The following is a 23447-nucleotide window of genomic DNA, read 5'->3' on the forward strand; positions in this document are numbered from 1 at the left end:
ATAGCTCACAGCTAACTTGCGATAAAATACAGGACCAAGGATACAAGACGCATCCTGCCGATAAGCATATGTAAAGTAAGGTAAAGTTATGTAAAGAACGCGCCCCAAGTTGGCGCGCGTTCGTAAGGTTATTGTGCTGCTGCGCGCATTAAGCGGTCATTTACATCGCGCCACTCGGGTGTTTTCGGTGGCGCTTCCAAGAGTATTTCAGTGGCACTAGATTGGTCTAATTGATGTAAGCCATAATACAAACCTTGGGCATAGCCAGGCTTGTGTTGCGCTAATTTCAAATCAACTAAGTGACCAGGCTGCTGTGTTGATGCAATAGTCGCGGCTACGGCTTGACTGTAAAACAAGACCCCAGTATTAGCGGCAACACCTGAGCTCAACGTGTTAATCAGCTCTTCAGTATTAACCACAGTAAGTGTTTTATTTGGTTGATAATGGGCTTTTACGTTACCAGGCACAGCAACCGTGTGTTCTTCAGGCTCTGCAACTTCCACACCCAATACCGATTGTAATTGTTGCTTTGTAATGGGGCCGGCACGCAGTATTCGCGGTTGCTCACCACTGATGTCAACGATAGTGGATTCAAGTCCCACTTCACATTGACCGCCATCGAGCACCGCAGCAATTTTAGAGTTAAGACCAAACAATACTTGCTCTGCGGTGGTGGGGCTGATTCTTTTGTAGGGGTTCGCCGAAGGCGCAGCTAAACCCGTTTTTAATTGTGCCAGCAAAGCTTGCATGGCTGGGTGGTTTGGCACGCGTATGCCCACGGTATCATGACCACCGGTAACTATGTCACTCACATGCGTTGCTTTCTTTGCCACTATGGTCAGTGGCCCTGGCCAAAAAGCCGAGGCCAGAGTATCAAAATAGCAAGGTAAGCTTGCGGTCCACTCGGCCACCTCTGCGGCGCTAGCAAGATGCACAATAAGAGGGTGATCGGCAGGTCGCCCCTTGGCTGCAAAAATCTTTTTTACCGCTTCTGGTTGGCGGGCATCGGCAGCAAGGCCGTATACGGTTTCAGTGGCAACTGCAACTAACTCACCTTGGCTTAATAGCGCTGCGGCGATTTCGATAGCCTTTGCCTGTTGTGCCATTAAATGTTGAGTTGAGGAGGTAATCTGCTGCACCCTTTACTTCGCTTTGATTGAAATTCGGGGGCGAATTATAACCAACTCTGGGACAGCCATGCCAGTAATAATTGTGTTTTTAGTTCTCAAAAACGCTGTGTGAATGGTAAAAAAGCAGTGAACGATAATCTTGCTTGCCACGGTAATAAAAAAGGGCCGCTGTGGCCCCTTTGTTACGCTGGTAATTTAGCTCGATTTTCGCTGCGCTTCTTTTTGCGCCAGTTTTTCTTCTTTACGTTTGCGAATGGCTTCTTGCGCTTCGTGGCCTATGTGACCTTCGCCGCGTTGTTTTGCCAGTTCAATTTGTTTTTGCCGTTCAGCAAAACGCGCCTTTTGCTCTGCGGTTAACTCTTTATAGCAGTGGTGACAAGACACCCCTTCCATGTATTCATCACTTTGCTTTTCGTCTTCCGTAATCGGCATACGGCAAGCATGACATTGGTCGTAAGAGCCTTTGTTGAGGTCGTGATCCACCGCAACACGGTTATCAAACACAAAGCATTCCCCTTCCCACATGGTTTCTTCTTTTGGCACTTCTTCAAGGTATTTCAATATTCCACCTTCAAGATGATACACCTCTTCAAAGCCCTGCTCTTTCATGTAAGCCGTTGACTTTTCGCAGCGAATACCGCCGGTACAAAACATCGCCACTTTTTTGTGTTGCTTTGGATTAAGATTCTCTTCTGCCCACTTTGGGAATTCACGGAAGGTTTTGGTTTTCGGATCGATGGCGTTTTTAAACGTACCAATCTCAATTTCATAATCATTACGAGTATCAACCAGAACAACATCAGGGTCGGAGATCAGGTCGTTCCATTCTTGTGGCTTGACATAGGTACCCACCACTTCTTTAGGGTCGATGCCCTGCACACCCATAGTAACGATTTCTTTTTTCAGTTTTACCTTGGTGCGATAGAAAGGACAGGTTTCATCGAAAGATTCTTTGGTCACTATGTTTTCTAAGCCGGGCTGTTTGTCGAGCCACGCTAATAGTGCATCGATACCCTCACGCTTAGCCGCTACGGTGCCATTAATCCCCTCTTCGGCAAGTAATAGCGTTCCGCGTACTTCGTTGACTTCCATTACATTTAAAAGCGGCTGTCTGATCTCTTGGTAATTTGGTAAAGAGACAAACTTGTACATAGCACAAACAACGTATTGTTCTGACATTGATATTTCCTAGTTTTAAGCTTTGTTTCGCTTACATATCAAACACGACGACATGTAAAACTTGAAAACCGAGTCGCAAACCCGGCGCTGAGGCGCGTATTTTACGGATTTTTAATTGAAATGCAAAAAACACAAATGCTATATCCGAGAGGGTCTATGCTTTGGTATAATTGCGTGTTATTAAAATTCAAGACTTGGAGAAATTGACTTGAGATTCACTGAACTTGGGATTGACTCGCGCCTAGAACAACAGCTAGCCCACCAAGGGATCACGGAACCGACCGAGATCCAAGCGCACGCCATCCCAACGGCATTAGCAGGACATGACGTTTTCGCACAGTCGAAAACCGGTTCCGGGAAAACCTTGGCGTTTTTATTACCGGCGGTGCAACGAGTAATGAAAAACAAAGCGCTCAGCAAGCGTGACCCGCGCGTTGTTATTGTTGCCCCAACTCGTGAATTGGCCACTCAAGTATTTTCTGAATGCCGCGCTTTATGTGCCGGTAGCAATATTCAAGTATGTAAGGTTCTGGGCGGGGAAAACTACAATGACCAAGTCAAGGCATTACGCAAAGACCCGCACTTTGTCATTGGTACGCCAGGGCGAATTGCCGATCACATAGAGAACCGCTCGTTATACCTCAGTGGTCTAGAGTTGTTGATCTTTGATGAAGCAGACAGAATGTTTGACTTAGGGTTTGAACAGCAGCTCGACGTGATTAATGACTCAGCGGATCACCGTCAACGACAAACCTTACTCTTTTCGGCGACGTTAGATCATAAACAAGTCGACGCCTCTTCTAGGCAATTATTGCGCTCACCAAAGCGTATTATGCTGAGTAATGCCCACCAGCAACACGAGGACATTAAACAGGCACTCTATTTTGCCGATCACTTAGATCATAAAGAAGCCCTGCTTAAACACTTTATAAGCCAAGACGATCTAGGCCAAGGGATTATTTTTACCGCAACACGTAACGACACAGAGCGTTTAAGTAAGCTATTAAATGACATGGGTATTAAGGCCATTGCTTTGTCTGGTGAGATGCCACAAAACAAACGTCTAGATATTATGGATAGTTTTAGTCGTGGTATCTATAAAGTGTTGGTCACCACAGATGTGGCCTCACGTGGCCTTGACTTGTTGTCTGTTACCCACGTGATTAATTTTGACTTGCCAAAACAAGCCGAAGAGTATGTCCATAGAATTGGCCGTACTGGTCGTGCTGGGTTCAAAGGCTCTGCAATCTCTTTAGTGGGACCAAAAGACTGGGACAGTTATGTAGCCATCAAAAATTATCTGGATGAGCCATTGCCATTTAAAGAAATACCAGAGCTAGTAGGCAAGTTTAAAGGCTTTAAGCAAAAGCCACAGCAAAGTAAAAAACGCCCAGTAAAAGAGGCAGAGCAACCTAAGCGTAAGCCAAAGGCGAAAAAGCCTAAGAAATCGGTGGTTAACAAGCCAATTGCACCTCCGATTGATATTGACGGTTCAATGCCACTACGCCGTAAAGCCAAACCACAAAGCGATGAGGAATAATCATGTTAGGCGAAATTAAACTGCTCACTATCGAAGAGCTGAGCGCCGAAGGTGCTTATTTAAATGGCGGTGAGCTTGGCGACGTATTTTTACCCCGAGCAGAAATTCCAGCGCACTGTGAGGAAGGCGACTCTGTTGAGGTATTCATCTACCTCGACAACCTTGGCCATGCCACAGCCACCACCAAAAAGCCGCTGGCGCAAGTAGGCGAATTTGCCTTACTGCGCGTGAAAGAGATTAATAAAGTGGGCGCGTTTATGGATTTGGGCATCGAAAAAGACGTGTTAGCGCCGTTCAATGAACAAAAACCAAAAATGCGTGATGGCTATAGCTATTTGGTACGTCTCTACCTTGATAAAGCAAGTCAGCGTATTTGTGCTTCCAGTGCGTTAGGGAAATTTTTAAATAAATCGACACCTAAATATGACAAGTTTGAGGAAGTGGACTTAATTGTCGCCGCCAAAACCGATTTAGGCTACAAGGTCATCGTCAATGAAGCGCATTTTGGTTTGGTGTTTTTTAATGATGTGTTCAAGCGTATGTACATTGGACAACGCATGAAAGGTTACGTTAAAACCATCCACGACGAAGACAAAATCGATATCGTGCTAGAAAAGCCAGGGATCGGTAAGGTCAAAGACTTAGGCGAGACCATTTATGCCAAATTAGAAGAAAGCGGCGGTTATTTACCACTTGGCGACAAGTCTGATCCGGAGGCGATTAAGCGTACCTTCTCGACCTCAAAAGCCAACTTCAAAAAAGCCATCGGCGGGCTATTTAAGCAAGGAAAAATCGATATTGAAGCTACTTCAATATCTATTCGCAAGCAGTAGCATGTAACCTAAGCATTGCAGCCTTGATAATCGCTGCAATGCTTTATGGTTTTTTATTACTGTTTCTCTGCCGCTAGCCAGCCGCATCCACTTCCACTGTTTTACGCCACTTATCCACCGCGTCTAGCCCGAGCTCAAAACCTAGCTGATAGTCTGATTTCAAGGTCTCAGGACTCGATCCGAGGATCATCGACTCTAATGGCCGGGTTGGAGCTATTTGTATTACATTGACACCGGCCGGTGGCGAATTCATAAACTCTACGGCATCGGCATAACGTGTCTGATAATGTTGGTACATTTCAAACATCCGTGGCGATTGCTTCACTTTGCGCATAATTGGCTTCAAACGCTCAAGCACCGGCATCTTGCCATCGTCGTGGGCCTCGATAGTACGGATAACCCAAATGTCTTTTGCGCCATTTTCGTGTGCCCAGCGAACAGGAAGTGGATCGGCGACACCACCGTCCATCATCCCATGGCCCTGCACTTTTACAGCAGGACGATATAAGAAAGGAATAGCGCTGGAGGCTTTTAAGTGATTAAGCATGTTGTCATGCCAGGTATGCAAATAATGCGGCTCAAGTGTCTCATGGTGACTGGCAACCGCGTAAAAGTTACTGTCTGGAGTAAGGTTATTAGGTTCGGTTGGGAAGCGTACCTTGCCATTGTGTTCCACTTGGTGAAAGTACCAGTCTAGATCAATGACATTGCCACCAGTAAAAAACCGCGCGGGCCGAAAGAATTGCTGCTCAGTGGTTAAGGACTCAATGGCCGTTTGTGCGTACTGCCTAGCTCGCGCGCAATACGCCGCTAAGTTTTGTGCCCCGGCTGAGACGCCCACCTTTAAATCAAATGGCGTGAATTTTTTTTCTAAAAAGGCATCTAACACCCCCGCGGTGAAGATGCCTTTTTGCCCCCCTCCTTCGGCGATAATGGCAGAACGTATTTTATTGCTCATAGGTTTCTCTTCTCTTGTGGATTATTATTGAGAAGTGACACAACTCACCAAAAGCCTAGGTTGGCATTACTACGCTTTGGTCAACTGTGTAAGTTCACTGTATTATGCTATATCACTATTATAGCTGAGGGCGATGCAGCCGAGTTTCAAGTCTACAATTACTGTTAAAATAATTACTTATTAGCCAACATAAGTTGGCACCACTTTGTAAATTTTGTGTATTAAAACACCCTATGTAATTACATGTAATTTACACATTTGCAATACACAACTAACCTTTCGTTGCTTTTTAACTCAAGTAAGGATAGGTAATATGAACCTAAGTAACCCGAAGCAACAAAAGGCAATACTGCCACGCAACGGCATCACCAGTTTGGCTAAACTGACTGCCGCATTGGTATTCGGCGCTTTAGCGGCTACTGCAACTGCTGCTGAATATCAACTCACGACTCCTGCTAACGATGATGGCCAAGGCAATTTGATTTTCTTAGACCGTCATTATCTCGATTGTGGCAGTGATGGATTGAGCGCACTGGCGCTGTACCGACCATCGGCAACACAAATAGCTTATAACTATCAATGTACTGAGCTGTCTGGGTTTGCCAATGAAGTACATTACACTCCACAAAATGACGATGGTGGTGACAATGTGGTTTACTTAGACCGCCACACCATTAACTGCGAAGGAAAGCCGCTCCAGTTTATGCACCTCGAGCGCCCTACTAGTAACGCTATTCGCTATCACTATAAGTGTGGCAATAAAAAGCTCTTAGGCCTCACGGATTATTTTACTAACGCGGACGAAGATGGCGGCGGTAATGCGGTGTATCTCGACAGACAAGCGGTTGCTTGCCCACAAGGTGAAGTACTTAGCTACTTAAGACTCGAGCGTCCAACCAATAACACCATGCGATATCACTTCAAATGTGGTCAATATGATGCCAGTGCTACCTATGGATTTAATGACGATTTTGCAGCGAGTAATTGGTCAGTGACTGGGGTTGCTAACTCAACCATGACCACAAGCGCTTTGGTTGCTTCCGTTACCAGTGGTGGCGGTGGTGTCACAGCAGGTATCACCATTGCAGAAAACGGTAAACTTTTCTTTGATTGGGATATGCAACTTTATTCGCCTGGACAATACGGCGATGTCATACGCTATAAGTTAAATGGCACTGCTTATGACCTTTCGACTTCTGGCAGGGCTCAAGGAGCCATAACTTCCCTTGCCGTCAGTGCTGGCGACTTATTCCAGCTCGAAACGTGGGGCACTACGCAGTCTTCGAGTTACACAGCCACCTTCGACCAATTCATATTTGTGCCAGATAAAATCGCGCCACAATGTGCGTTTGCAGGTGATAACCAAGGACGAAACGATCCTGGTTTTAGCGGTCAAACCTTTGTCTATCAAAATAGCAGTTATGGCACGGATCGCTTTATGTGGGACGGCGTTAATAAAGGTGAAGTGGCTATCGGCAATAACTCTGTAACCGATAGCAATGGCAATGTTTTCACTCTAGGCGCGTTAGTGTCACATCCCTATTACGATGTTTGGTATCACGAAATCTGTGTCAACATCAATTAATCTGCGCAAGCAAGGCCTGTAATCAGGCCTTGCCTTTTCACTGCAAAGATAGGGTTACGAAAGCAGAGTTTGATTGATCGCTTTTAGCGCTGCCGCGGGATCATCCGCTTGCGTAATCGGTCGACCTATGACGAGATAGTCGCTTCCCGCCTTGATTGCTTTTTCAGGTGTCATTATGCGTTTTTGATCGCCGGCATCGCTTCCAGCCGGGCGAATGCCTGGGGTGATCAGCTTAAACTCTTGACCTAATTGAGATTTTAGTAATTCGGCTTCTTGCGCTGAGCAGACAACGCCATCAAGACCAGACTCTTGAGCCAATTTTGCTAAATACAATACCTGCTCTTGCGGCGTTTTTTCAACCCCGAGCTTTAATAATTGACCTTGATCCATGCTGGTCAGTACCGTGACTGCAATCAGCAAAGGGGCTTTATCACCATAAGGGGCTAAAGCGGCTTTCGCTTTCGCCATCATTTCGTGGCCACCACTGGCGTGCACATTGACCATCCAGACACCCAGTTCAGCGGCGGCCGTCACCGCTTTGGCGACGGTGTTTGGGATATCGTGAAATTTTAAATCTAAAAATACATCAAAGCCCTGGTCGACCAACTTTTTTACAAACTGTGGGCCAAAGTAGGTGAACATTTCTTTTCCTACTTTTAATCGGCATTCATCAGGAGAGAGCTGAGAAACAAATGATAACGCGGCTGCTTCATTGTCATAGTCAAGCGCTATCAATACCTTTTTTAAATCTTGTGTCGACATAGTAACCCTATTTGGCCAAATCAATAACTTAAAAACCGTCTAATCCACGGCTTGGAGCCAGTGACTCCCAGTGCTTACAAGAAGGGCATAACCAATACATAGTGTGGCTAGTGAAACCACAGTGGTTACATTGATAGTTAGGCTTAGTGGCGATATAAGACGTCACTAATTTATCTATCTCTTGTAAAACGTGTTCTATTTTAGCATTTTTACCGCTAATAAGTTGCAGTAAATAACTAAAGCCTCTAATTGATGGCTCGCGTTTTAAACTATCAGTTAGAAACTCTATGGCTTGCTCAAAATGACCTTGCTTAACCAAACCTTGGCAGTGTTTTATTCGGATCAACACGCCGCCTTGCTCTAAAAGTTCGGCTATCAACTCATAAAATTGCTCATGGATATTTAACTGCACATAACAGTACTCAAGATCTTCTAATACCAAGGGCGCCATATGAACAAACTGACTGACAAGCTTGCGCCAATAGTAAATGCACTTAACGTAATCGTCCTGCTTAAAAGCATCTTGGCCCATTTCGTACAATGGCCTTACCGTCTCATGGGCGAGCGCCGTGGCTTTATCGAATAAACTTGGGTTTGCTTCTTGATTGCCCGCTTCGCAATAAAAGTTGGCGATGGTGGCACAATGAGATAACTTTTTAAACAGAGCTGGATGGGCTTCAAACATATGCACGCCTTTGCGCCAGTCTCGAGTTTGCGAATAGAGGTTTAAAATGGGGTCCAGTGCTTCTTCAAAGCCGGCTTTGACCAAGATCACGAGGTGTTCTTCTGCACTGTCCAATAAGCCAGCTAAAATATAGTCTTGTGCCAATTCTAAGCGACACGATTTAACCACTTCGGCATCTATGTTGGGCTGTTTCAGTAGCAGTTCATGGATTTTGATTGCCCTATCGAGCTCGCCGCGTTTTCTGAACAAAGACGCAAGCGTGAGATAATGGTCTACTGAGTCAGCAGACACTTCTAAGAGTTTAATGAGGTATTCAAGTCCTTGATCTTCTTCTCTGTCTAAGAGGAATTTCAAGCCTTTACTGTATTCTGAGGTGATTTTTCTGTTTTGCTCCAGCGCTTGGTTCTTTGCGCTATTTTTTCCCATTACGTAGCCATAGGCGGCGGCTACAGGTAAGAGTAAGAACAGCAGCTCGATCATAACTAGCGTTCGGCTGCTTGGCTAAGCTTGCTATTATTTTTTTTCAGGCGATGATTTTGCCATTTTAGCCGAGAAAACACCGAGGCTGTCACAAGTAGGCCAACAACCAGTCCTAGTGCAAAACAAATACTCATTAAGGTTGCAAGCGGCAGTTCAGTACTGGCAATAACAAAACTGACATCAACAAGTTGTGGATTTTGTGTGCCAACTAAAAATGCTATTAATACCGCGACAATAGCCAATCCCTTTTTTAATACTGCAACCAAGTTTTACTCCGTTAGTTCTATTTATTTAGGCTTTCGTTAACTCTGTCGCGCAGTTCTTTACCCGGCTTGAAGTGAGGAACATACTTGCCGTCAAGTTCGACCGTTTCACCTGTTTTTGGGTTGCGACCAGTACGCGGTGAACGATAATGTAGCGAGAAACTACCAAAACCACGGATCTCAATGCGTTCCGAGTCTGATAATGAGCCAGCCATTTGTTCAAGGATTTCTTTTACTGCATTTTCTACATCTTTTACCGGGACATGCGCGTGTTGCAGAGCAAGTTGTTCTATCAATTCAGACTTTGTCATAACGTTTCCTTAAATGTAAAAGGAAGGGCTCAATGCCCTTCCAATTTTAAAGACTGATTAATTAGTCTTTTTGAGCATTTTTGAAAGCTGCAGCCATTGCGTTTTCGAACGCAGGCTCTTCTTTCTTAAGCTTCTCTAGCGCTTCTTTCTCTTCAGCTTCGTAGATTGCTTTAACTGATAGGCTGATAGTACGGTTCTTACGATCAACACCTACAAATTTAGCTTCAATCTCGTCGCCTGCAGATACTACTGAAGATGCATCTTCAACACGCTCTTGAGCGATATCAGCTACACGGATGTAACCTTCAACGCCTTCGATAAGCTCAACAGTTGCGCCTTTAGCATCAACTTCCGTCACTTTACCTTTAACAATAGCACCTTTTTTGTTGGCGTCTAGGTAGTTAGTGAATGGATCTGCGTCGATTTGCTTAACGCCAAGTGAGATACGCTCACGCTCTGGGTCAACTTGTAGAACGATAGCAGTGATTTCGTCGCCTTTCTTGTACTCACGAACTGCTTCTTCACCTGGAGTGTTCCAAGAGATATCAGATAGGTGTACAAGACCATCGATGCCGCCTTCAAGACCGATGAAGATACCGAAGTCAGTGATTGACTTGATCTTACCAGATACTTGGTCGCCTTTGTTGTTAAGACGAGCAAATTCTTGCCACGGGTTCGCTTTACACTGCTTAAGACCTAGAGAAATACGACGACGCTCTTCGTCGATTTCAAGAACCATAACTTCAACAGTGTCACCTAGTGCAACAACTTTTGAAGGGTGGATGTTCTTGTTAGTCCAATCCATTTCAGAAACGTGTACTAGACCTTCAACGCCTTCTTCGATTTCTACGAAGCAACCGTAGTCAGTTAGGTTAGTAACACGACCAGTTAGCTTAGCGCCTTCTGGGTAACGGCCAGCGATTGCTGCCCATGGATCTTCGCCAAGTTGCTTAAGACCTAGAGAAACACGAGTTTTCTCTTTGTCAAACTTAAGTACTTTAACGTTGATTTCGTCACCTACGTTTACGATCTCTGAAGGGTGCTTAACACGCTTCCAAGCCATATCAGTGATGTGTAGAAGACCATCAACACCACCTAGGTCTACGAACGCACCGTAGTCAGTAAGGTTCTTAACGATACCTTTAACTTCTTGACCTTCAACAAGGTTCGCAAGTAGTTCTTCACGCTCTTGTGAGTTCTCAGATTCGATAACAGCACGACGTGAAACAACAACATTGTTGCGCTTCTGGTCTAGCTTGATTACTTTGAACTCTAGCTCTTTACCTTCAAGGTGAGCTGTGTCGCGAACTGGACGAACATCAACAAGTGAACCAGGTAGGAATGCACGGATTGAATCAACTTCAACTGTGAAACCGCCTTTAACTTTACCGTTGATAACACCAGTAACAGTCTCTTGCTCTTCACATGCTTTCTCAAGACGGATCCAAGCTTCGTGACGCTTCGCTTTCTCACGAGAAAGAATCGTTTCACCGAAACCGTCTTCGATTGCGTCTAGTGCTACGTCTACTTCGTCGCCTACGGCAACTTCTAGTTCACCAGCAGCATTTTTGAATTGCTCTGCAGGGATTGCACTTTCAGACTTAAGGCCAGCATCAACAAGAACAACATTGTTCTCGATAGCGATTACTGTACCTTTAACGATTGAGCCTTGCTCAACTTCAAAACCCTGTAGGCTTTCTTCAAATAACTGCGCAAAATTTTCTGACATACTAAATACGTCTCTATAAAGTTAAATTTCCAATTAGCAACCATGCTGCATGGGGTTGTTAAAAAAACACTGGCCTCCTGCCTGTGCCATTAAATCATTTATTTTGGTAAACAGCCCTTGGGAAGTTTACCAGCCACAATGGCGTCCTGAATAAAAGACATAACCTGTTCGAACACTTGCGAAGCGTTGAAATCCGTCGTATCTACGACGACTGCATCGCTTGCAGGAACTAATGGGGCAACCTTGCGATTCATATCGCGATCATCGCGAGCTTTAATGTCTTCTAACAGACCACTTAGTGTAACATCATGGCCTTTTTCATTCAACTCAACAAAGCGCCTACGAGCCCGCTCTTCAGCGCTCGCTGTGAGGTATATTTTTAATTCCGCATCCGGAAAGACCACAGTGCCCATATCGCGGCCATCGGCAATCAGGCCGTTTTCACTGCGAAACGCTCTTTGTCGTCTTAGTAATGCTTCTCTTACTCGCGGTAAGGCTGCAATTTTCGACGCCGCAGCGCCCACTTCCTCGTTGCGGATGGTGTTAGTAACGTCTTCGCCCTCGAGTACAATTTTGCTCTTTTTAGATTCTTTATCAATGCTAAATTGCACGTCGAGATTCGCGGCTAATGGCACCAAAGCTTCTTCGTTATCGGTGGCTATCTGATGATGTAGCGCCGCCAACGACAATACGCGGTATATTGCGCCACTATCTAATACATCCCAATTTAAAGTTTCAGCTAACAAGCGACAAACAGTTCCTTTGCCTGAACCACTTGGGCCGTCGACGGTGATAACTGGCATAGCTGCCTGCATTTAGACCTCCTAAAAATGCTCACCTGTTTTTGACGGCGCACAGTATACGTTAATTTAATGAATATATCCTTATTTACCTGCGACTTTTTGTTATATGTCAAATTATTACTTAATATTACAGCAACATGGTAGTAAGGATCTGGCAATGAAAAAGTGCCCAGGATGGCCGGTCAATGCGGTTACAGCGGTGTCATTAGACACCGCTGTAGGGGTTAATATTGGCTGATGCTTTCCAGCACAGTAAAGTAGCTCGGAAAGGTTTTAGCGGTACATTTCGGATCGTTAATGGTGATGGTTTGACCTCCGACGGCCACCATTGAAAAGCACATTGCAATACGATGGTCATTGTAGGTATCGACGTCGGTAAGATGGAACTGCTTGGGAGGTGCAATTTCAATGTAGTCGTGCCCTTCTACCACCTCTGCCCCCACTTTTTTTAACTCTGTGGCCATTGCACTTAAGCGATCGGTTTCTTTTACTCGCCAGTTGTAAATATTGCGAATAGCGGTTTTCCCTTCTGCAAACAAGGCCACTGTTGCCAGCGTCATTGCCGCATCTGGGATGGCATTGGCATCGATATCAACCCCCTTTAACTGGCCTTTACGGACCACAATGCGTTCGTCATACCAATCGATCTCGGCACCAACTTGCTCCATCACATTGGCAAAACCAATATCGCCTTGAACGCTTTGTTTGCCCACACCATTGATTTCCACCTCGCCACCGGCGATTGCGGCTGCGGCGATGAAGTAGGAAGCCGATGAAGCGTCACCTTCCACCATAATGCTGCCAGGAGAGCGATAACATTGCCCTGCTTTTACCACAAACTGTTGATAGTTGTGATTGTCGACGCTAACACCAAAATGGGCCATGACACCGATGGTAATATCAATATAGGGCTTGGAGACCAGCTCTCCTTTAATGGTGATCTTAGTATCACCGCTAAAGAGCGGCGCGGCCATGAGCAAAGCGGTTAAGAACTGGCTGGAAATGCTACCGTCTATTGTCACCTCTGAGCCAGTTAATAACTGCCCGGTAATATCAAGGGGTGGGTAGTCCTTATGCTTTAAGTAGCGAATATCACTGCCCAGTGCCTGCATGGCATCCACTAAGTGGCCAATAGGACGCTCTTCCATGCGGGGCTCACCAATAAGTTGATACTTTCCAGGAATAGCAGCTAACACCGCAGTTAATGGCCGATATGCTGTGCCGGCGTTTCCTAAAAACAAGGGCTCGGATGGCGAGGAAAACGCGCCGCCATTGCCCTTAACATAGGCCACGGTATTATTTTCTTCGAGGCTGACTTCGACGCCAAGCTGAGTCAGGGCGCCAAGCATGTGGCGAATGTCATCGCTGTCTAATAAGTTGGTTACTTTGGTGGTTCCTTGACACAGAGCAGCCAGTAATAAAATGCGATTCGATAAGCTTTTTGAGCCCGGCAAGGTAACACTGCCAGCCACCTTAGTAATGGGGTTAAGCGTAAGCTGTTCCATTAACTGTGCTCCTTAGCAAACTTATCCATGAACTCAACTAAGGCTTTGACCCCGGCAATTGGCATGGCGTTGTAAATGCTAGCACGCATACCACCAACAAAACGGTGCCCTTCAAGGGCAATCAGGCCGTTTTTCTCTGCGGCCGCTAAAAACGTTTGATTTAAGCTCTCGTCTTTGAGCCAAAACGGTACGTTCATCAACGAGCGACAATGTTTAGCCACCTTATTGCTATAAAAATCGGAACTATCGATGTAGTTATACAACACAGCAGCTTTTTCTTTATTATGTGCTTCCATGGCTTTAACACCACCGATACTTTCTAAATGCTTAAACACCTCGTAGGCTAAATACCAGGCAAACGTCGGTGGCGTGTTATACATACTTTGTTGCTGTGCTTCGATGGCGTAATCCAGTATTGCTGGACGCGGCAGGCCCTTTCGCTCTAACAAGGTTTTCCGAACGATGGCAATACTTAATCCCGACGGCCCAATGTTCTTCTGCGCGCCGGCATAAATTAGGTCGAAATCATCAACATTGATCTCTCGCGATAAGATATTGGATGACATGTCGGCCACAATCGGTGCAGAGGGGTGCTTTGGCACCTCAAATATTTCAATGCCATCGATGGTTTCATTGGGACAATAATGAATGTAAGAAGCTTGCTCAGGCAATTGCCATTGTGAGACCGGCAAAATATCAAAGGTATTATCCTCGTCGCGACGAATATTGAGCGCTTGCGTTTGTGTAAACTTAGCTCCTTCTTTGGTGGCCCCAGTGGACCAGATACCGTTTTCAATATACACCCCTGGAGCATTGTCTTGGTGCAAGTTTAACGGCACAGCCGAGAAATGACCACGGCCGCCACCGTGCATAAATAACACTTCAAATTCGTCTGATATGTTCATTAAGCGGCGTAAGCTGGCCTCACAGGCTTTTGCCATTTCCAGGTAAGGCTGGGAGCGGTGGCTGACTTCCATCACCGATACCCCTAGACCTTGCCAATCTAAAAACTCTTTTTGCGCTTTTTTCATTACTTCTACCGGCAGCATAGCCGGACCTGCGCAAAAGTTATAAACCGTCATAATTATCCTCATTCCAAAAATAAACGATACCGTGTCAGCCAGTGTGAATGGCATGGCCCTATATCACCGAACATTCGTTAGCGAACCAATTTCAATAGCAAAAAATATATCAGCCTTAAGGCCTGAGTCATAGTAGCAAATCCATGAAAAATGCTGCAGATATAAAAAAAGCGACCGAAGTCGCTTTTTAGCTATTTTTCTGAGTTACTCCTCAGCGCTAGAGTCTGGTGTTTCGTCCGCTTCAGGGACATTCACCTCTTCCCCCTCAGGTAAGTCTTCTACTTCGATCTCTTCGATGCGCTGTAGACCGACCACTTTCTCATCTTCCATGGTACGGATAAGAATAACACCTTGGGTATTACGTCCTACCGTAGACACTTCGTTGACTCGAGTTCGAACTAAGGTACCACGGTTTGAGATAAGCATGATTTCGTCATTATCATCCACCTGTACCGCACCGACCACAGAGCCATTACGCTCGGTCACTTTAATTGACACCACACCTTGTGTCGCTCGGCTCTTCGCCGGATACTCTTCTAATGGCGTACGTTTACCATAGCCATTTTCCGTTACGGTCAGGATCGCGCCATCCCCTTGCGGTACTATTAACGATACTACTTTGACGTCGTCTGGCATCTTGATACCACGTACACCTGTCGCAGTACGGCCCATTGGACGCAGTGCTAACAGCTCTTCGCCGGTCTCTGGGTCGCGTTTCACCTCGCCGGTTTCAGCGTCACGTTGCTTCTCATTGAAGCGCACTACTTTACCGTGTTCAGTAAATAGCATGATGTCGTCTTCACCTGTGGTGATACGAGCACCAATTAGGCTATCGCCTTCATTGAGGTTAATTGCGATGATGCCACTGGCACGTTGTCGGCTGTAGGCCGTAAGTGGCGTCTTCTTGACAATACCACTGGCTGTCGCCATAACAATAAACTTGTCTTCTTCGTATTCACGCACCGGTAAAATCGTGGTGATACGTTCATCGGCTTCCAGTGGTAGTAAGTTAACGATTGGCTTGCCACGAGCAGCGCGTGATGCCAAGGGTAGCTGATACACTTTCAACCAATACAACCGCCCTGCGGTAGAGAAACACAGGATGGTGTCGTGAGTGTTAGCCACAAGCAGTCGTTCGATAAAATCTTCGTCTTTCATCTTCGTCGCTGAACGGCCTTTACCACCACGGCGCTGCGCTTCATAGTCGCTAAGAGGCTGATACTTAACATAGCCCTCGTGAGACAATGTCACCACCACGTCTTCTTCGTTGATTAGGTCTTCAAGGCTAATATCGTGGGCCGCGGCGGTGATTTCTGTGCGGCGCTCATCGCCATACACTTCTTTAACCAAGGCCAGCTCATCACGGATCACTTCCATCAAACGCTCTGGTGAAGAGAGAATGTAAAGTAGCTCGGCAATCAGCTCTAGTAGTTCTTTATATTCGCCAAGGATTTTCTCGTGCTCAAGACCAGTCAGCTTGTGTAGTCTTAAGTCGAGAATGGCTTGGGCTTGTTGCTCAGATAAATAGTACTGACCGTCACGAATACCCAATTCAGCTGCTAACCAATCAGGGCGCGCGATGTTTTCTTCACCAGCGGCTCTGTCTAGCATCGACTTAACGTTACCTAGCTCCCAAGAGCGTGCAGTTAAGGCTGCTTTTGCCTCTGCTGGAGTGGGTGATTTTCGAATAAGTTCGATAATCGGGTCGATGTTCGCCAGCGCAATGGCTAGACCTTCCAGGGTGTGTGCTCTATCACGGGCTTTGCGGAGATCAAATACCGTACGGCGGGTTACCACTTCACGGCGGTGAACAATAAACGCTTCGAGCATTTCTTTTAGGTTAAAGCATTTTGGCTGATTGTTATCCAACGCCACCATGTTTATACCAAACACCGTTTGCAACTGAGTTTGGGCATACAGGTTATTAAGGATCACTTCACCGACTTCGCCGCGCTTCACTTCAATGACAATACGCATACCGTCTTTGTCAGACTCATCACGCAGAGCACTGATCCCTTCAATCTTTTTATCTTTAACCAGCTCGGCGATTTTTTCGATTAAGCGCGCTTTGTTAACTTGATAAGGGATCTCATTGACCACAATGGTCTCACGGCCGGTTTTGTCGTCTACTTCGATTTCCGCTTTGGCACGGATATACACTTTACCACGACCGGTTTTGTAAGCCTGTTCAATGCCTTTTTTACCACTGATGATGGCAGCGGTTGGGAAGTCCGGACCCGGAATGTAATCAATCAGCTCTTCAATGGTGATGTCAGGGTTTTGGATCACGGCTAAACAACCATTAACCACCTCGGTTAAGTTATGAGGTGGGATATTGGTGGCCATACCCACTGCGATACCTGAAGAGCCGTTAACCAACAGGTTGGGAATTTTGGTTGGCAAGACATCTGGAATTTGTTCTGTGCCATCATAGTTTGGCACATAGTCAACGGTTTCTTTCTCAAGGTCGGCTAACAGCTCGTGCGCTACTTTCGCCATACGGACTTCGGTATAACGCATTGCCGCTGCTGAGTCGCCATCTACGGAACCAAAGTTACCTTGGCCATCGACAAGCATATAACGGAGTGAGAAAGGCTGCGCCATACGTACGATAGTGTCGTATACCGCGCTATCACCGTGTGGGTGATATTTACCGATAACGTCACCTACCACACGGGCAGACTTTTTATACGGTTTATTCCAGTCATTCTTAAGTTCATTCATGGCGAATAACACCCGACGGTGAACCGGTTTTAAACCGTCCCTCACATCTGGTAATGCACGCCCTACGATCACACTCATGGCGTAATCAAGGTATGAATTTTTTAGTTCATCTTCGATATTGACTGGCAGGATTTCATTGGCGAGATCAGACATTTGACTCCACTTTCCTTCAGTGTCCACCCCATTTGTGTCACACTACAGCTGGTGAAAAGCTGCATTCTGAACGTCAAATTGCTGTTTTATAAAAAGCGCCAAAAACACGCTTTAAAAAGTAGCTGAATTGCCTCAGAGTACCGTCAGGGGCTTTGTTTATTATTAAATTCAACAAGCATGCTATCACACTTTTTGCTGTTTTACAGGTGCTATTTTTATCTAATCCCCTTTATAATGCGCTCAATTAAACGAGGAAGTTTTTTATGACCGAACATCAAAATGTAGACCCAACTGAAATCGCGAAATTCGAAGACATCGCTGAGCGCTGGTGGGATAAAGACGGTGAGTTTAAACCGCTACACGACATCAACCCTTTACGGTTAGACTTTATTAATGACAAAAGCCAGGGCCTGTTCGACAAGACAGTACTGGATGTTGGCTGCGGTGGTGGAATACTAACGGAAAGCATGGCGAAAATGGGTGCCCATGCCACCGGCATCGACATGGGCCAAGAGCCGCTTAATGTCGCTAAGCTGCACGCCCTAGAAGCCAGCGTTAAGGTAAGCTACCAAAAGGTACCTGTTGAGCAATACGCTGCAGAAAACCCTGCGGCCTTTGATGTAGTCACCTGCATGGAGATGCTCGAACACGTGCCCGACCCTGAATCAATCATCCGCGCCGTGGCAGACTTAGTTAAACCCGGTGGTCAGGTGTTTTTCTCAACCCTAAACAAAACCACTAAAGCGTATTTACTGGCCATTGTTGCGGCCGAAAAGGTAATGAAAATGGTACCAGAAGGCACCCACGAGCACGATAAGTTCATTCGCCCTTCGACCTTAATCAATTGGGCTGAACAGTATGGCCTAAAAGTCCGCGCGGCCACGGGGATCAATTATAACCCACTGACTAAAACCTTTAATCTTAGTAAAGACGTGTCAGTGAATTACATTCTTCACTTTGAGAAACTCGCATGATCAAAGCAGTTCTATTTGATTTAGATGGCACATTGTTAGACACCAGTGACGATCTCGGTGCGGCATTAAACCATGTGTTAAGCTCCAAGCAGCTTCCTAGAGTCAGTAAAAGCGTCTATAGCAGTGCTATATCCAATGGCGTTGCTGCGCTACTCGAAGTGGGGTTTGGCAGCGAGCTGCCGCGCTTTGATAAACAGCAATTACGCCAAGCCGTACTGGATCATTACCAAGATAATCTTGCCATTCACTCCCATTGTTTTGCTGGAGTCGCAGAGTTATTGAGCAGTCTTAAAGCGCGCGGTATCGCTGTTGGCATTATGACCAACAAACCCGAGTTTTTAACATTTCCGTTACTAACACACATAGCAGAGCTCGCGACTATTGAAGCGGTTGTGTGTGGCGATACTCTGAAAGTGGCTAAACCTCACCCTGAGCCTCTTCTGCTGGTGGCCGAGAAGCTTGGGGTTGCAGCTCATGAATGTATTTACGTCGGAGATGCCGAGCGCGACATTATTGCTGCTAAATCTGCAAATATGATCAGTGCCGCGGCTATGTGGGGGTTTATTCCTTCAAAGCAGCAAGCGTTGGCCTGGCAGGCGGATCTTTATCTTACTAACCCAATGGCGCTACTTTCGCACATATAGTGGTATAGAAATAATAAATACCCATATATTGTGTTTTTGCTATAATAGATACGAATTTGTGTAGAAAAAAATCAGTTAAAAATTTTTTTATATTTTGCAGAAAATGACGATCTTAGAGTTGATTTTTCTTTGCTAGTAGATAAGCCGATAGTCATAGGTTAGTAGCTCCTAACATTATGAAATTATCCCAAACTTATCCACAATCGCACTGAAGTTGTTCTCTTGCAAATTAACGCTAACCCCACTATCTTGTGATCCCTAGCTACTAGGGCACCATATATAGTGGTGGTTTGCTAATCAATTTACATCGTGCGATACCATAATAAGCGCGTTCCTAAGGAATACAGGCACATACATATGAACCAACAGCTATCTGTATGCAAAAGAAACGGTCGCAAAGAACCGTTAGACCTAGAGAAAATCCACCGTGTCATCACATGGGCGGCAGAAGGACTAGATAACGTCTCTGTGTCTCAGGTCGAATTGAAGTCTCATATCCAGTTCTATGACGGTATTCGTACTGGTGACATTCACGAAACCATTATCAAAGCTGCGGCTGATTTGATTTCTAAAGAATCACCTGATTACCAATACTTAGCTGCGCGCCTAGCCATTTTCCACTTACGCAAAAAGGCCTATGGCTGCTTCGAGCCGCCTCACCTTTACGATCACGTAGTAAAGCTAGTTGAAGACCAGCGCTACGATCAGCACTTATTGGCTGACTATACACGCGAAGAGTTTGACGAGTTGAACGACTACATTGATCATCAGCGCGATATGAATTTCAGCTATGCTGCGGTTAAACAGCTTGAAGGTAAATACCTGGTACAGAACCGTGTCACCGGTGAAATCTATGAGAGTGCACAGTTTTTGTATGTACTGGTTGCGGCGAGCTTATTTGCAAACTACCCCAAAGAAACGCGTCTTGACTACATTAAGCGTTTTTATGACGCGGTATCGACTTTTAAAATATCACTGCCAACACCTATTATGGCCGGCGTGCGTACACCAACTAGGCAGTTTAGTTCCTGTGTACTGATTGAGTGTGGCGATAGCTTAGACTCTATCAATGCCACCTCGTCTGCCATTGTAAAATACGTTAGCCAGCGCGCTGGTATTGGTATTAATGCCGGCCGCATTCGCGCACTGGGTAGCCCAATTCGCAATGGCGAAGCTTACCACACTGGCTGTATTCCTTTTTATAAGCACTTCCAAACGGCGGTTAAGAGCTGTTCTCAAGGCGGTGTGCGTGGCGGCGCAGCAACCCTATTCTACCCGTTATGGCACCTTGAAGTTGAAAACCTCTTGGTATTGAAAAACAACCGTGGTGTTGAAGAAAACCGGGTACGTCACTTAGATTACGGCGTGCAATTCAACAAAACCATGTATAGCCGTTTGATTAAAGACGACTACATTACCTTGTTCAGCCCATCGGATGTGCCTGGTCTTTACGACGCTTTCTTTGAAGACCAAGAAAAGTTTGAACAGCTTTACGTGCAATACGAGCAAGATGAATCAATCCGTAAGAAGCGCATTAAAGCCATCGAGCTGTTCTCTATGTTTGCCCAAGAGCGCGCCAGCACGGGTCGTATTTACTTACAAAACGTAGACCACTGTAATACTCACAGCCCGTTTGACTCTAAAGTGGCGCCTATCCGCCAGTCGAACTTGTGTTTGGAAATTGCGCTCCCGACTAAGCCACTAAGTCATGTTAATGATCCTGAAGGCGAAATTGCGCTGTGTACACTGTCTGCCTTTAACTTAGGCGCCATCAAGTCGCTAGATGAACTAGAAGAGTTAGCGGAACTTGCAGTACGTGCACTCGATAACTTATTGGATTATCAAGACTACCCGGTTCCAGCTGCGTACAACGCGACTATGGGCCGTAGAACCCTAGGCATTGGCGTTATCAATTTCGCCTACTACCTTGCTAAGAATGGCGTGAGGTACTCAGACGGCAGCGCCAACGGTCTAACTCACAAGACCTTTGAAGCAATTCAATACTACTTGATGAAGGCCTCAAATGAGCTGGCAAAAGAACGCGGTGCGTGTCCTAAGTTCAACGAAACTACTTATTCGCAAGGCATTATGCCAACCGATACGTACAAGCGTGACTTAGACAAAGCCTGTGATGAGCCTCTGCACCTTGACTGGGATGGCCTCAGAGAAAGCATTAAAACGCACGGCATGCGTAACTCCACCTTGTCGGCGTTAATGCCTTCTGAAACTTCTTCACAAATTTCCAATGCCACTAATGGCATTGAGCCGCCACGCGGTCACATTAGTGTGAAGGCCAGTAAAGACGGTATTTTGAAGCAGGTTGTGCCAGAGTACGATCGCCTCAAGGATAACTACGAGCTGCTTTGGGATATTCCATCTAACGATGGCTACCTAACGCTCGTTGGTATTATGCAAAAGTTCGTGGACCAAACGATCTCAGCAAACACCAATTATGATCCAACTAAGTTCGAAGGTGGTAAAGTACCTATGAAGCTGTTGCTAAAAGACTTGCTAACAGCGTACAAACTTGGGGTTAAAACCCTTTACTACCATAATACACGCGATGGTGCGTCTGACGCACAAGATGAGCTCAAACCAGAAGTCGAAGACGATGGTTGTGAAGGCGGCGCTTGTAAAATATAACTTTTGATGCGGGTGTTCCCCACCCGCTTTTTTAGGCATTGAGTAACACATTTATGGCATATTCGACGTTTAGCAGAAATCATAACAACCAACTACAAGAGCCGATGTTCTTCGGACAAACTGTTAATGTATCTCGCTATGACCAACAAAAGTATCCTATTTTTGAAAAGTTAATCGAGAAGCAGCTCTCCTTTTTTTGGCGTCCAGAAGAAGTGGATGTCAGCAAAGACCGACTTGATTTCCAGGCGCTTCCTGAGCACGAAAGACACATTTTCTTGAGTAACCTGAAATACCAAACACTGCTGGACAGCGTACAAGGTCGCTCTCCCAATGTGGCTTTGCTTCCCATCGTGTCTATTCCAGAGCTCGAGACTTGGATTGAAACTTGGGCTTTCAGTGAGACCATTCACAGTCGCTCATACACGCATATTATCCGTAATGTGACACAAAACCCTGAAGTGATCTTTGATGACATTGTCGGTAACGATAAAATCGTCGAACGCGCCGATGCGGTGACCAAGTATTACGATGAGTTGATTGAAAAAGTCAGCCTCTACAATCAATATGGCGAGGGCAAGCACGAGGTCAATGGCCAAACAGTCAACGTCAATTTATTTGAGCTGAAAAAGTTGTTGTACCTATGCATCATGTCGGTAAACATTCTTGAAGCCATTCGTTTTTATGTTAGCTTTGCCTGTTCGTTCGCGTTTGCAGAGCGAGAGTTGATGGAAGGCAATGCTAAAATCATCAAACTTATCGCGCGTGATGAGGCCCTGCACTTATCAGGCACACAGCATATTCTTAATATTATGCAAGAAGGCAAAGACGACCCTGAAATGGCGATTGTTGCAGCCCAGTGTCATGATGAAGCAGTGAAAATGTTCGTTGAAGCGGCTGAGCAAGAAAAAGAATGGGCAGAATATCTGTTCAAAGACGGCTCAATGATTGGCCTTAATAAAGACATCCTTTGCCAGTATGTTGAATACATTACCAACATTCGTATGGCCGCGGTTGGCTTACCGACTCAGTTTGAAACTAAGTCTAACCCGATCCCATGGATCAATGCTTGGCTTGTTTCTGACAACGTGCAAGTTGCCCCACAAGAAGCTGAGATCAGCTCTTATCTGGTAGGTCAAATAGACTCAGAGGTGGATGCTTCTGAGTTTGGTGACTTCGACCTGTAATGGTTGAAAAGCCCCCTTTATTGATCCACATCGAAACCCTTCAGGAGCCACTGCAATACGTGGCTTCTGCGTCTTCGATATTAGAAACGCTAGAACGCGCCAAAATCGAAATCCCCTATCAATGCCGTGAAGGGTTTTGTGGCGCCTGTCGTGCCAAACTTGTCAGCGGCTCTACTGAGTACATCAACGAACCCTTGGCGTTTGTCCGTGATGGCGAAGTACTGCTTTGCTGCAGCAAGCCCTGCAGTGATATAAAAATTTCTTTACCTTAAGCCCATAA

At 45.7% G+C, this 23447-nt stretch carries 20 protein-coding genes; 8 read left to right on the top strand and 12 right to left on the bottom strand.

Going from position 1 to position 23447, the window contains the following annotated elements:
- Nucleotides 1-128: 128 nt before the first annotated feature.
- Both R3P39_RS06260 and trhO read right to left on the bottom strand, forming a co-directional pair.
- On the bottom strand, nucleotides 129-1139 hold the full coding sequence (locus R3P39_RS06260) for an L-threonylcarbamoyladenylate synthase (protein WP_336566368.1): 1011 nt from the start codon (nucleotides 1137-1139) through the stop codon (nucleotides 129-131).
- 186 nt (nucleotides 1140-1325) lie between these two features.
- Nucleotides 1326-2309: an oxygen-dependent tRNA uridine(34) hydroxylase TrhO gene (trhO, locus tag R3P39_RS06265; RefSeq protein WP_336566370.1), complete on the bottom strand. Its 984-nt coding sequence runs from the start codon at nucleotides 2307-2309 to the stop codon at nucleotides 1326-1328.
- 208 nt (nucleotides 2310-2517) lie between these two features.
- Between trhO and R3P39_RS06270 the strand changes: the two genes are divergently transcribed.
- Nucleotides 2518-3849: a DEAD/DEAH box helicase gene (locus tag R3P39_RS06270; protein WP_336566372.1), complete on the top strand. Its 1332-nt coding sequence runs from the start codon at nucleotides 2518-2520 to the stop codon at nucleotides 3847-3849.
- A 2-nt stretch (nucleotides 3850-3851) separates the two neighbouring features.
- Nucleotides 3852-4682 (top strand): CvfB family protein, encoded by an 831-nt coding sequence (locus R3P39_RS06275; RefSeq protein WP_336566373.1) that lies wholly within the window; start codon nucleotides 3852-3854, stop codon nucleotides 4680-4682.
- A gap of 73 nt (nucleotides 4683-4755) precedes the next feature.
- On the opposite strand, the gene R3P39_RS06280 is transcribed toward R3P39_RS06275, so the two are convergent.
- Nucleotides 4756-5640, bottom strand: a complete 885-nt coding sequence (locus tag R3P39_RS06280; RefSeq protein ID WP_336566374.1) for a patatin-like phospholipase family protein — start codon at nucleotides 5638-5640, stop codon at nucleotides 4756-4758.
- Between the two features lie 313 nt (nucleotides 5641-5953).
- Between R3P39_RS06280 and R3P39_RS06285 the strand changes: the two genes are divergently transcribed.
- Nucleotides 5954-7225 (top strand): hypothetical protein, encoded by a 1272-nt coding sequence (locus tag R3P39_RS06285; RefSeq protein WP_336566375.1) that lies wholly within the window; start codon nucleotides 5954-5956, stop codon nucleotides 7223-7225.
- A gap of 54 nt (nucleotides 7226-7279) precedes the next feature.
- Here R3P39_RS06285 and pyrF read toward each other — a convergent pair whose 3' ends face one another.
- The 9 genes from pyrF to gyrA all read right to left on the bottom strand — a co-directional run bounded on the left by pyrF (nucleotide 7280) and on the right by gyrA (nucleotide 17722).
- A complete protein-coding gene (gene pyrF / locus R3P39_RS06290; RefSeq protein WP_336566376.1) occupies nucleotides 7280-7987 on the bottom strand; it encodes an orotidine-5'-phosphate decarboxylase in 708 nt (235 codons plus the stop codon).
- Nucleotides 7988-8015: 28 nt separating this feature from the next.
- The gene (locus tag R3P39_RS06295; RefSeq protein WP_336566377.1) at nucleotides 8016-9152 is read right to left on the bottom strand and encodes a lipopolysaccharide assembly protein LapB; all 1137 of its coding nucleotides are present in this window, start codon (nucleotides 9150-9152) and stop codon (nucleotides 8016-8018) included.
- Between the two features lie 2 nt (nucleotides 9153-9154).
- Entirely contained in the window at nucleotides 9155-9418 is a 264-nt protein-coding gene (locus tag R3P39_RS06300; protein ID WP_336566378.1) for a LapA family protein, read from the bottom strand.
- Between the two features lie 17 nt (nucleotides 9419-9435).
- A complete protein-coding gene (ihfB, locus tag R3P39_RS06305) occupies nucleotides 9436-9726 on the bottom strand; it encodes an integration host factor subunit beta (protein WP_336566379.1) in 291 nt (96 codons plus the stop codon).
- A gap of 61 nt (nucleotides 9727-9787) precedes the next feature.
- The gene (gene rpsA / locus R3P39_RS06310) at nucleotides 9788-11455 is read right to left on the bottom strand and encodes a 30S ribosomal protein S1 (RefSeq protein ID WP_336566380.1); all 1668 of its coding nucleotides are present in this window, start codon (nucleotides 11453-11455) and stop codon (nucleotides 9788-9790) included.
- A 98-nt stretch (nucleotides 11456-11553) separates the two neighbouring features.
- Nucleotides 11554-12270, bottom strand: coding sequence for a (d)CMP kinase (cmk, locus tag R3P39_RS06315; RefSeq protein ID WP_336566381.1), 717 nt, complete (start codon nucleotides 12268-12270; stop codon nucleotides 11554-11556).
- A gap of 212 nt (nucleotides 12271-12482) precedes the next feature.
- Nucleotides 12483-13763 (bottom strand): 3-phosphoshikimate 1-carboxyvinyltransferase, encoded by a 1281-nt coding sequence (aroA, locus tag R3P39_RS06320; protein ID WP_336566383.1) that lies wholly within the window; start codon nucleotides 13761-13763, stop codon nucleotides 12483-12485.
- A complete protein-coding gene (serC, locus tag R3P39_RS06325) occupies nucleotides 13763-14845 on the bottom strand; it encodes a 3-phosphoserine/phosphohydroxythreonine transaminase (protein ID WP_336566384.1) in 1083 nt (360 codons plus the stop codon). Before serC ends, aroA begins: the two co-directional genes overlap by 1 nt.
- 204 nt (nucleotides 14846-15049) lie before the next feature.
- Nucleotides 15050-17722 (bottom strand): DNA topoisomerase (ATP-hydrolyzing) subunit A, encoded by a 2673-nt coding sequence (gyrA, locus tag R3P39_RS06330; protein WP_336566386.1) that lies wholly within the window; start codon nucleotides 17720-17722, stop codon nucleotides 15050-15052.
- A gap of 263 nt (nucleotides 17723-17985) precedes the next feature.
- Here gyrA and ubiG point away from each other — a divergent pair, with 263 nt between their 5' ends.
- From ubiG to yfaE, 5 genes are all read left to right on the top strand, one after another.
- A complete protein-coding gene (gene ubiG / locus R3P39_RS06335; RefSeq protein WP_336566387.1) occupies nucleotides 17986-18696 on the top strand; it encodes a bifunctional 2-polyprenyl-6-hydroxyphenol methylase/3-demethylubiquinol 3-O-methyltransferase UbiG in 711 nt (236 codons plus the stop codon).
- Nucleotides 18693-19340 carry an HAD family hydrolase gene (locus R3P39_RS06340; protein WP_336566388.1) on the top strand — a complete coding sequence of 216 codons (648 nt, stop codon included), beginning with the start codon at nucleotides 18693-18695 and terminating at the stop codon, nucleotides 19338-19340. The genes ubiG and R3P39_RS06340 overlap by 4 nt, the downstream gene beginning before the upstream one ends.
- A 357-nt stretch (nucleotides 19341-19697) precedes the next feature.
- The gene (gene nrdA / locus R3P39_RS06345; protein ID WP_336566389.1) at nucleotides 19698-21983 is read left to right on the top strand and encodes a class 1a ribonucleoside-diphosphate reductase subunit alpha; all 2286 of its coding nucleotides are present in this window, start codon (nucleotides 19698-19700) and stop codon (nucleotides 21981-21983) included.
- Between the two features lie 53 nt (nucleotides 21984-22036).
- Complete coding sequence (gene nrdB, locus R3P39_RS06350; RefSeq protein ID WP_336566391.1) at nucleotides 22037-23167, top strand: class Ia ribonucleoside-diphosphate reductase subunit beta; 1131 nt, start codon at nucleotides 22037-22039, stop codon at nucleotides 23165-23167.
- A complete protein-coding gene (gene yfaE, locus R3P39_RS06355; protein ID WP_336566392.1) occupies nucleotides 23167-23439 on the top strand; it encodes a class I ribonucleotide reductase maintenance protein YfaE in 273 nt (90 codons plus the stop codon). The genes nrdB and yfaE overlap by 1 nt, the downstream gene beginning before the upstream one ends.
- Nucleotides 23440-23447: the final 8 nt, after the last annotated feature.

The sequence above is a fragment of the Pseudoalteromonas sp. UG3-2 genome, assembly GCF_037120705.1.
GTDB lineage: Bacteria > Pseudomonadota > Gammaproteobacteria > Enterobacterales > Alteromonadaceae > Pseudoalteromonas.

Bases quoted from the DNA above. Each gene is read 5' to 3' on its own strand.
- trhO (WP_336566370.1), bottom strand. From the start codon at position 2,309: ATGTCAGAACAATACGTTGTTTGTGCTATGTACAAGTTTGTCTCTTTA.
- R3P39_RS06275 (WP_336566373.1), top strand. From the start codon at position 3,852: ATGTTAGGCGAAATTAAACTGCTCACTATCGAAGAGCTGAGCGCCGAA.
- R3P39_RS06280 (WP_336566374.1), bottom strand. From the start codon at position 5,640: ATGAGCAATAAAATACGTTCTGCCATTATCGCCGAAGGAGGGGGGCAA.
- R3P39_RS06285 (WP_336566375.1), top strand. From the start codon at position 5,954: ATGAACCTAAGTAACCCGAAGCAACAAAAGGCAATACTGCCACGCAAC.
- pyrF (WP_336566376.1), bottom strand. From the start codon at position 7,987: ATGTCGACACAAGATTTAAAAAAGGTATTGATAGCGCTTGACTATGAC.
- R3P39_RS06295 (WP_336566377.1), bottom strand. From the start codon at position 9,152: ATGATCGAGCTGCTGTTCTTACTCTTACCTGTAGCCGCCGCCTATGGC.
- ihfB (WP_336566379.1), bottom strand. From the start codon at position 9,726: ATGACAAAGTCTGAATTGATAGAACAACTTGCTCTGCAACACGCGCAT.
- rpsA (WP_336566380.1), bottom strand. From the start codon at position 11,455: ATGTCAGAAAATTTTGCGCAGTTATTTGAAGAAAGCCTACAGGGTTTT.
- cmk (WP_336566381.1), bottom strand. From the start codon at position 12,270: ATGCAGGCAGCTATGCCAGTTATCACCGTCGACGGCCCAAGTGGTTCA.
- aroA (WP_336566383.1), bottom strand. From the start codon at position 13,763: ATGGAACAGCTTACGCTTAACCCCATTACTAAGGTGGCTGGCAGTGTT.
- serC (WP_336566384.1), bottom strand. From the start codon at position 14,845: ATGACGGTTTATAACTTTTGCGCAGGTCCGGCTATGCTGCCGGTAGAA.
- gyrA (WP_336566386.1), bottom strand. From the start codon at position 17,722: ATGTCTGATCTCGCCAATGAAATCCTGCCAGTCAATATCGAAGATGAA.
- ubiG (WP_336566387.1), top strand. From the start codon at position 17,986: ATGACCGAACATCAAAATGTAGACCCAACTGAAATCGCGAAATTCGAA.
- R3P39_RS06340 (WP_336566388.1), top strand. From the start codon at position 18,693: ATGATCAAAGCAGTTCTATTTGATTTAGATGGCACATTGTTAGACACC.
- nrdA (WP_336566389.1), top strand. From the start codon at position 19,698: ATGAACCAACAGCTATCTGTATGCAAAAGAAACGGTCGCAAAGAACCG.
- nrdB (WP_336566391.1), top strand. From the start codon at position 22,037: ATGGCATATTCGACGTTTAGCAGAAATCATAACAACCAACTACAAGAG.
- yfaE (WP_336566392.1), top strand. From the start codon at position 23,167: ATGGTTGAAAAGCCCCCTTTATTGATCCACATCGAAACCCTTCAGGAG.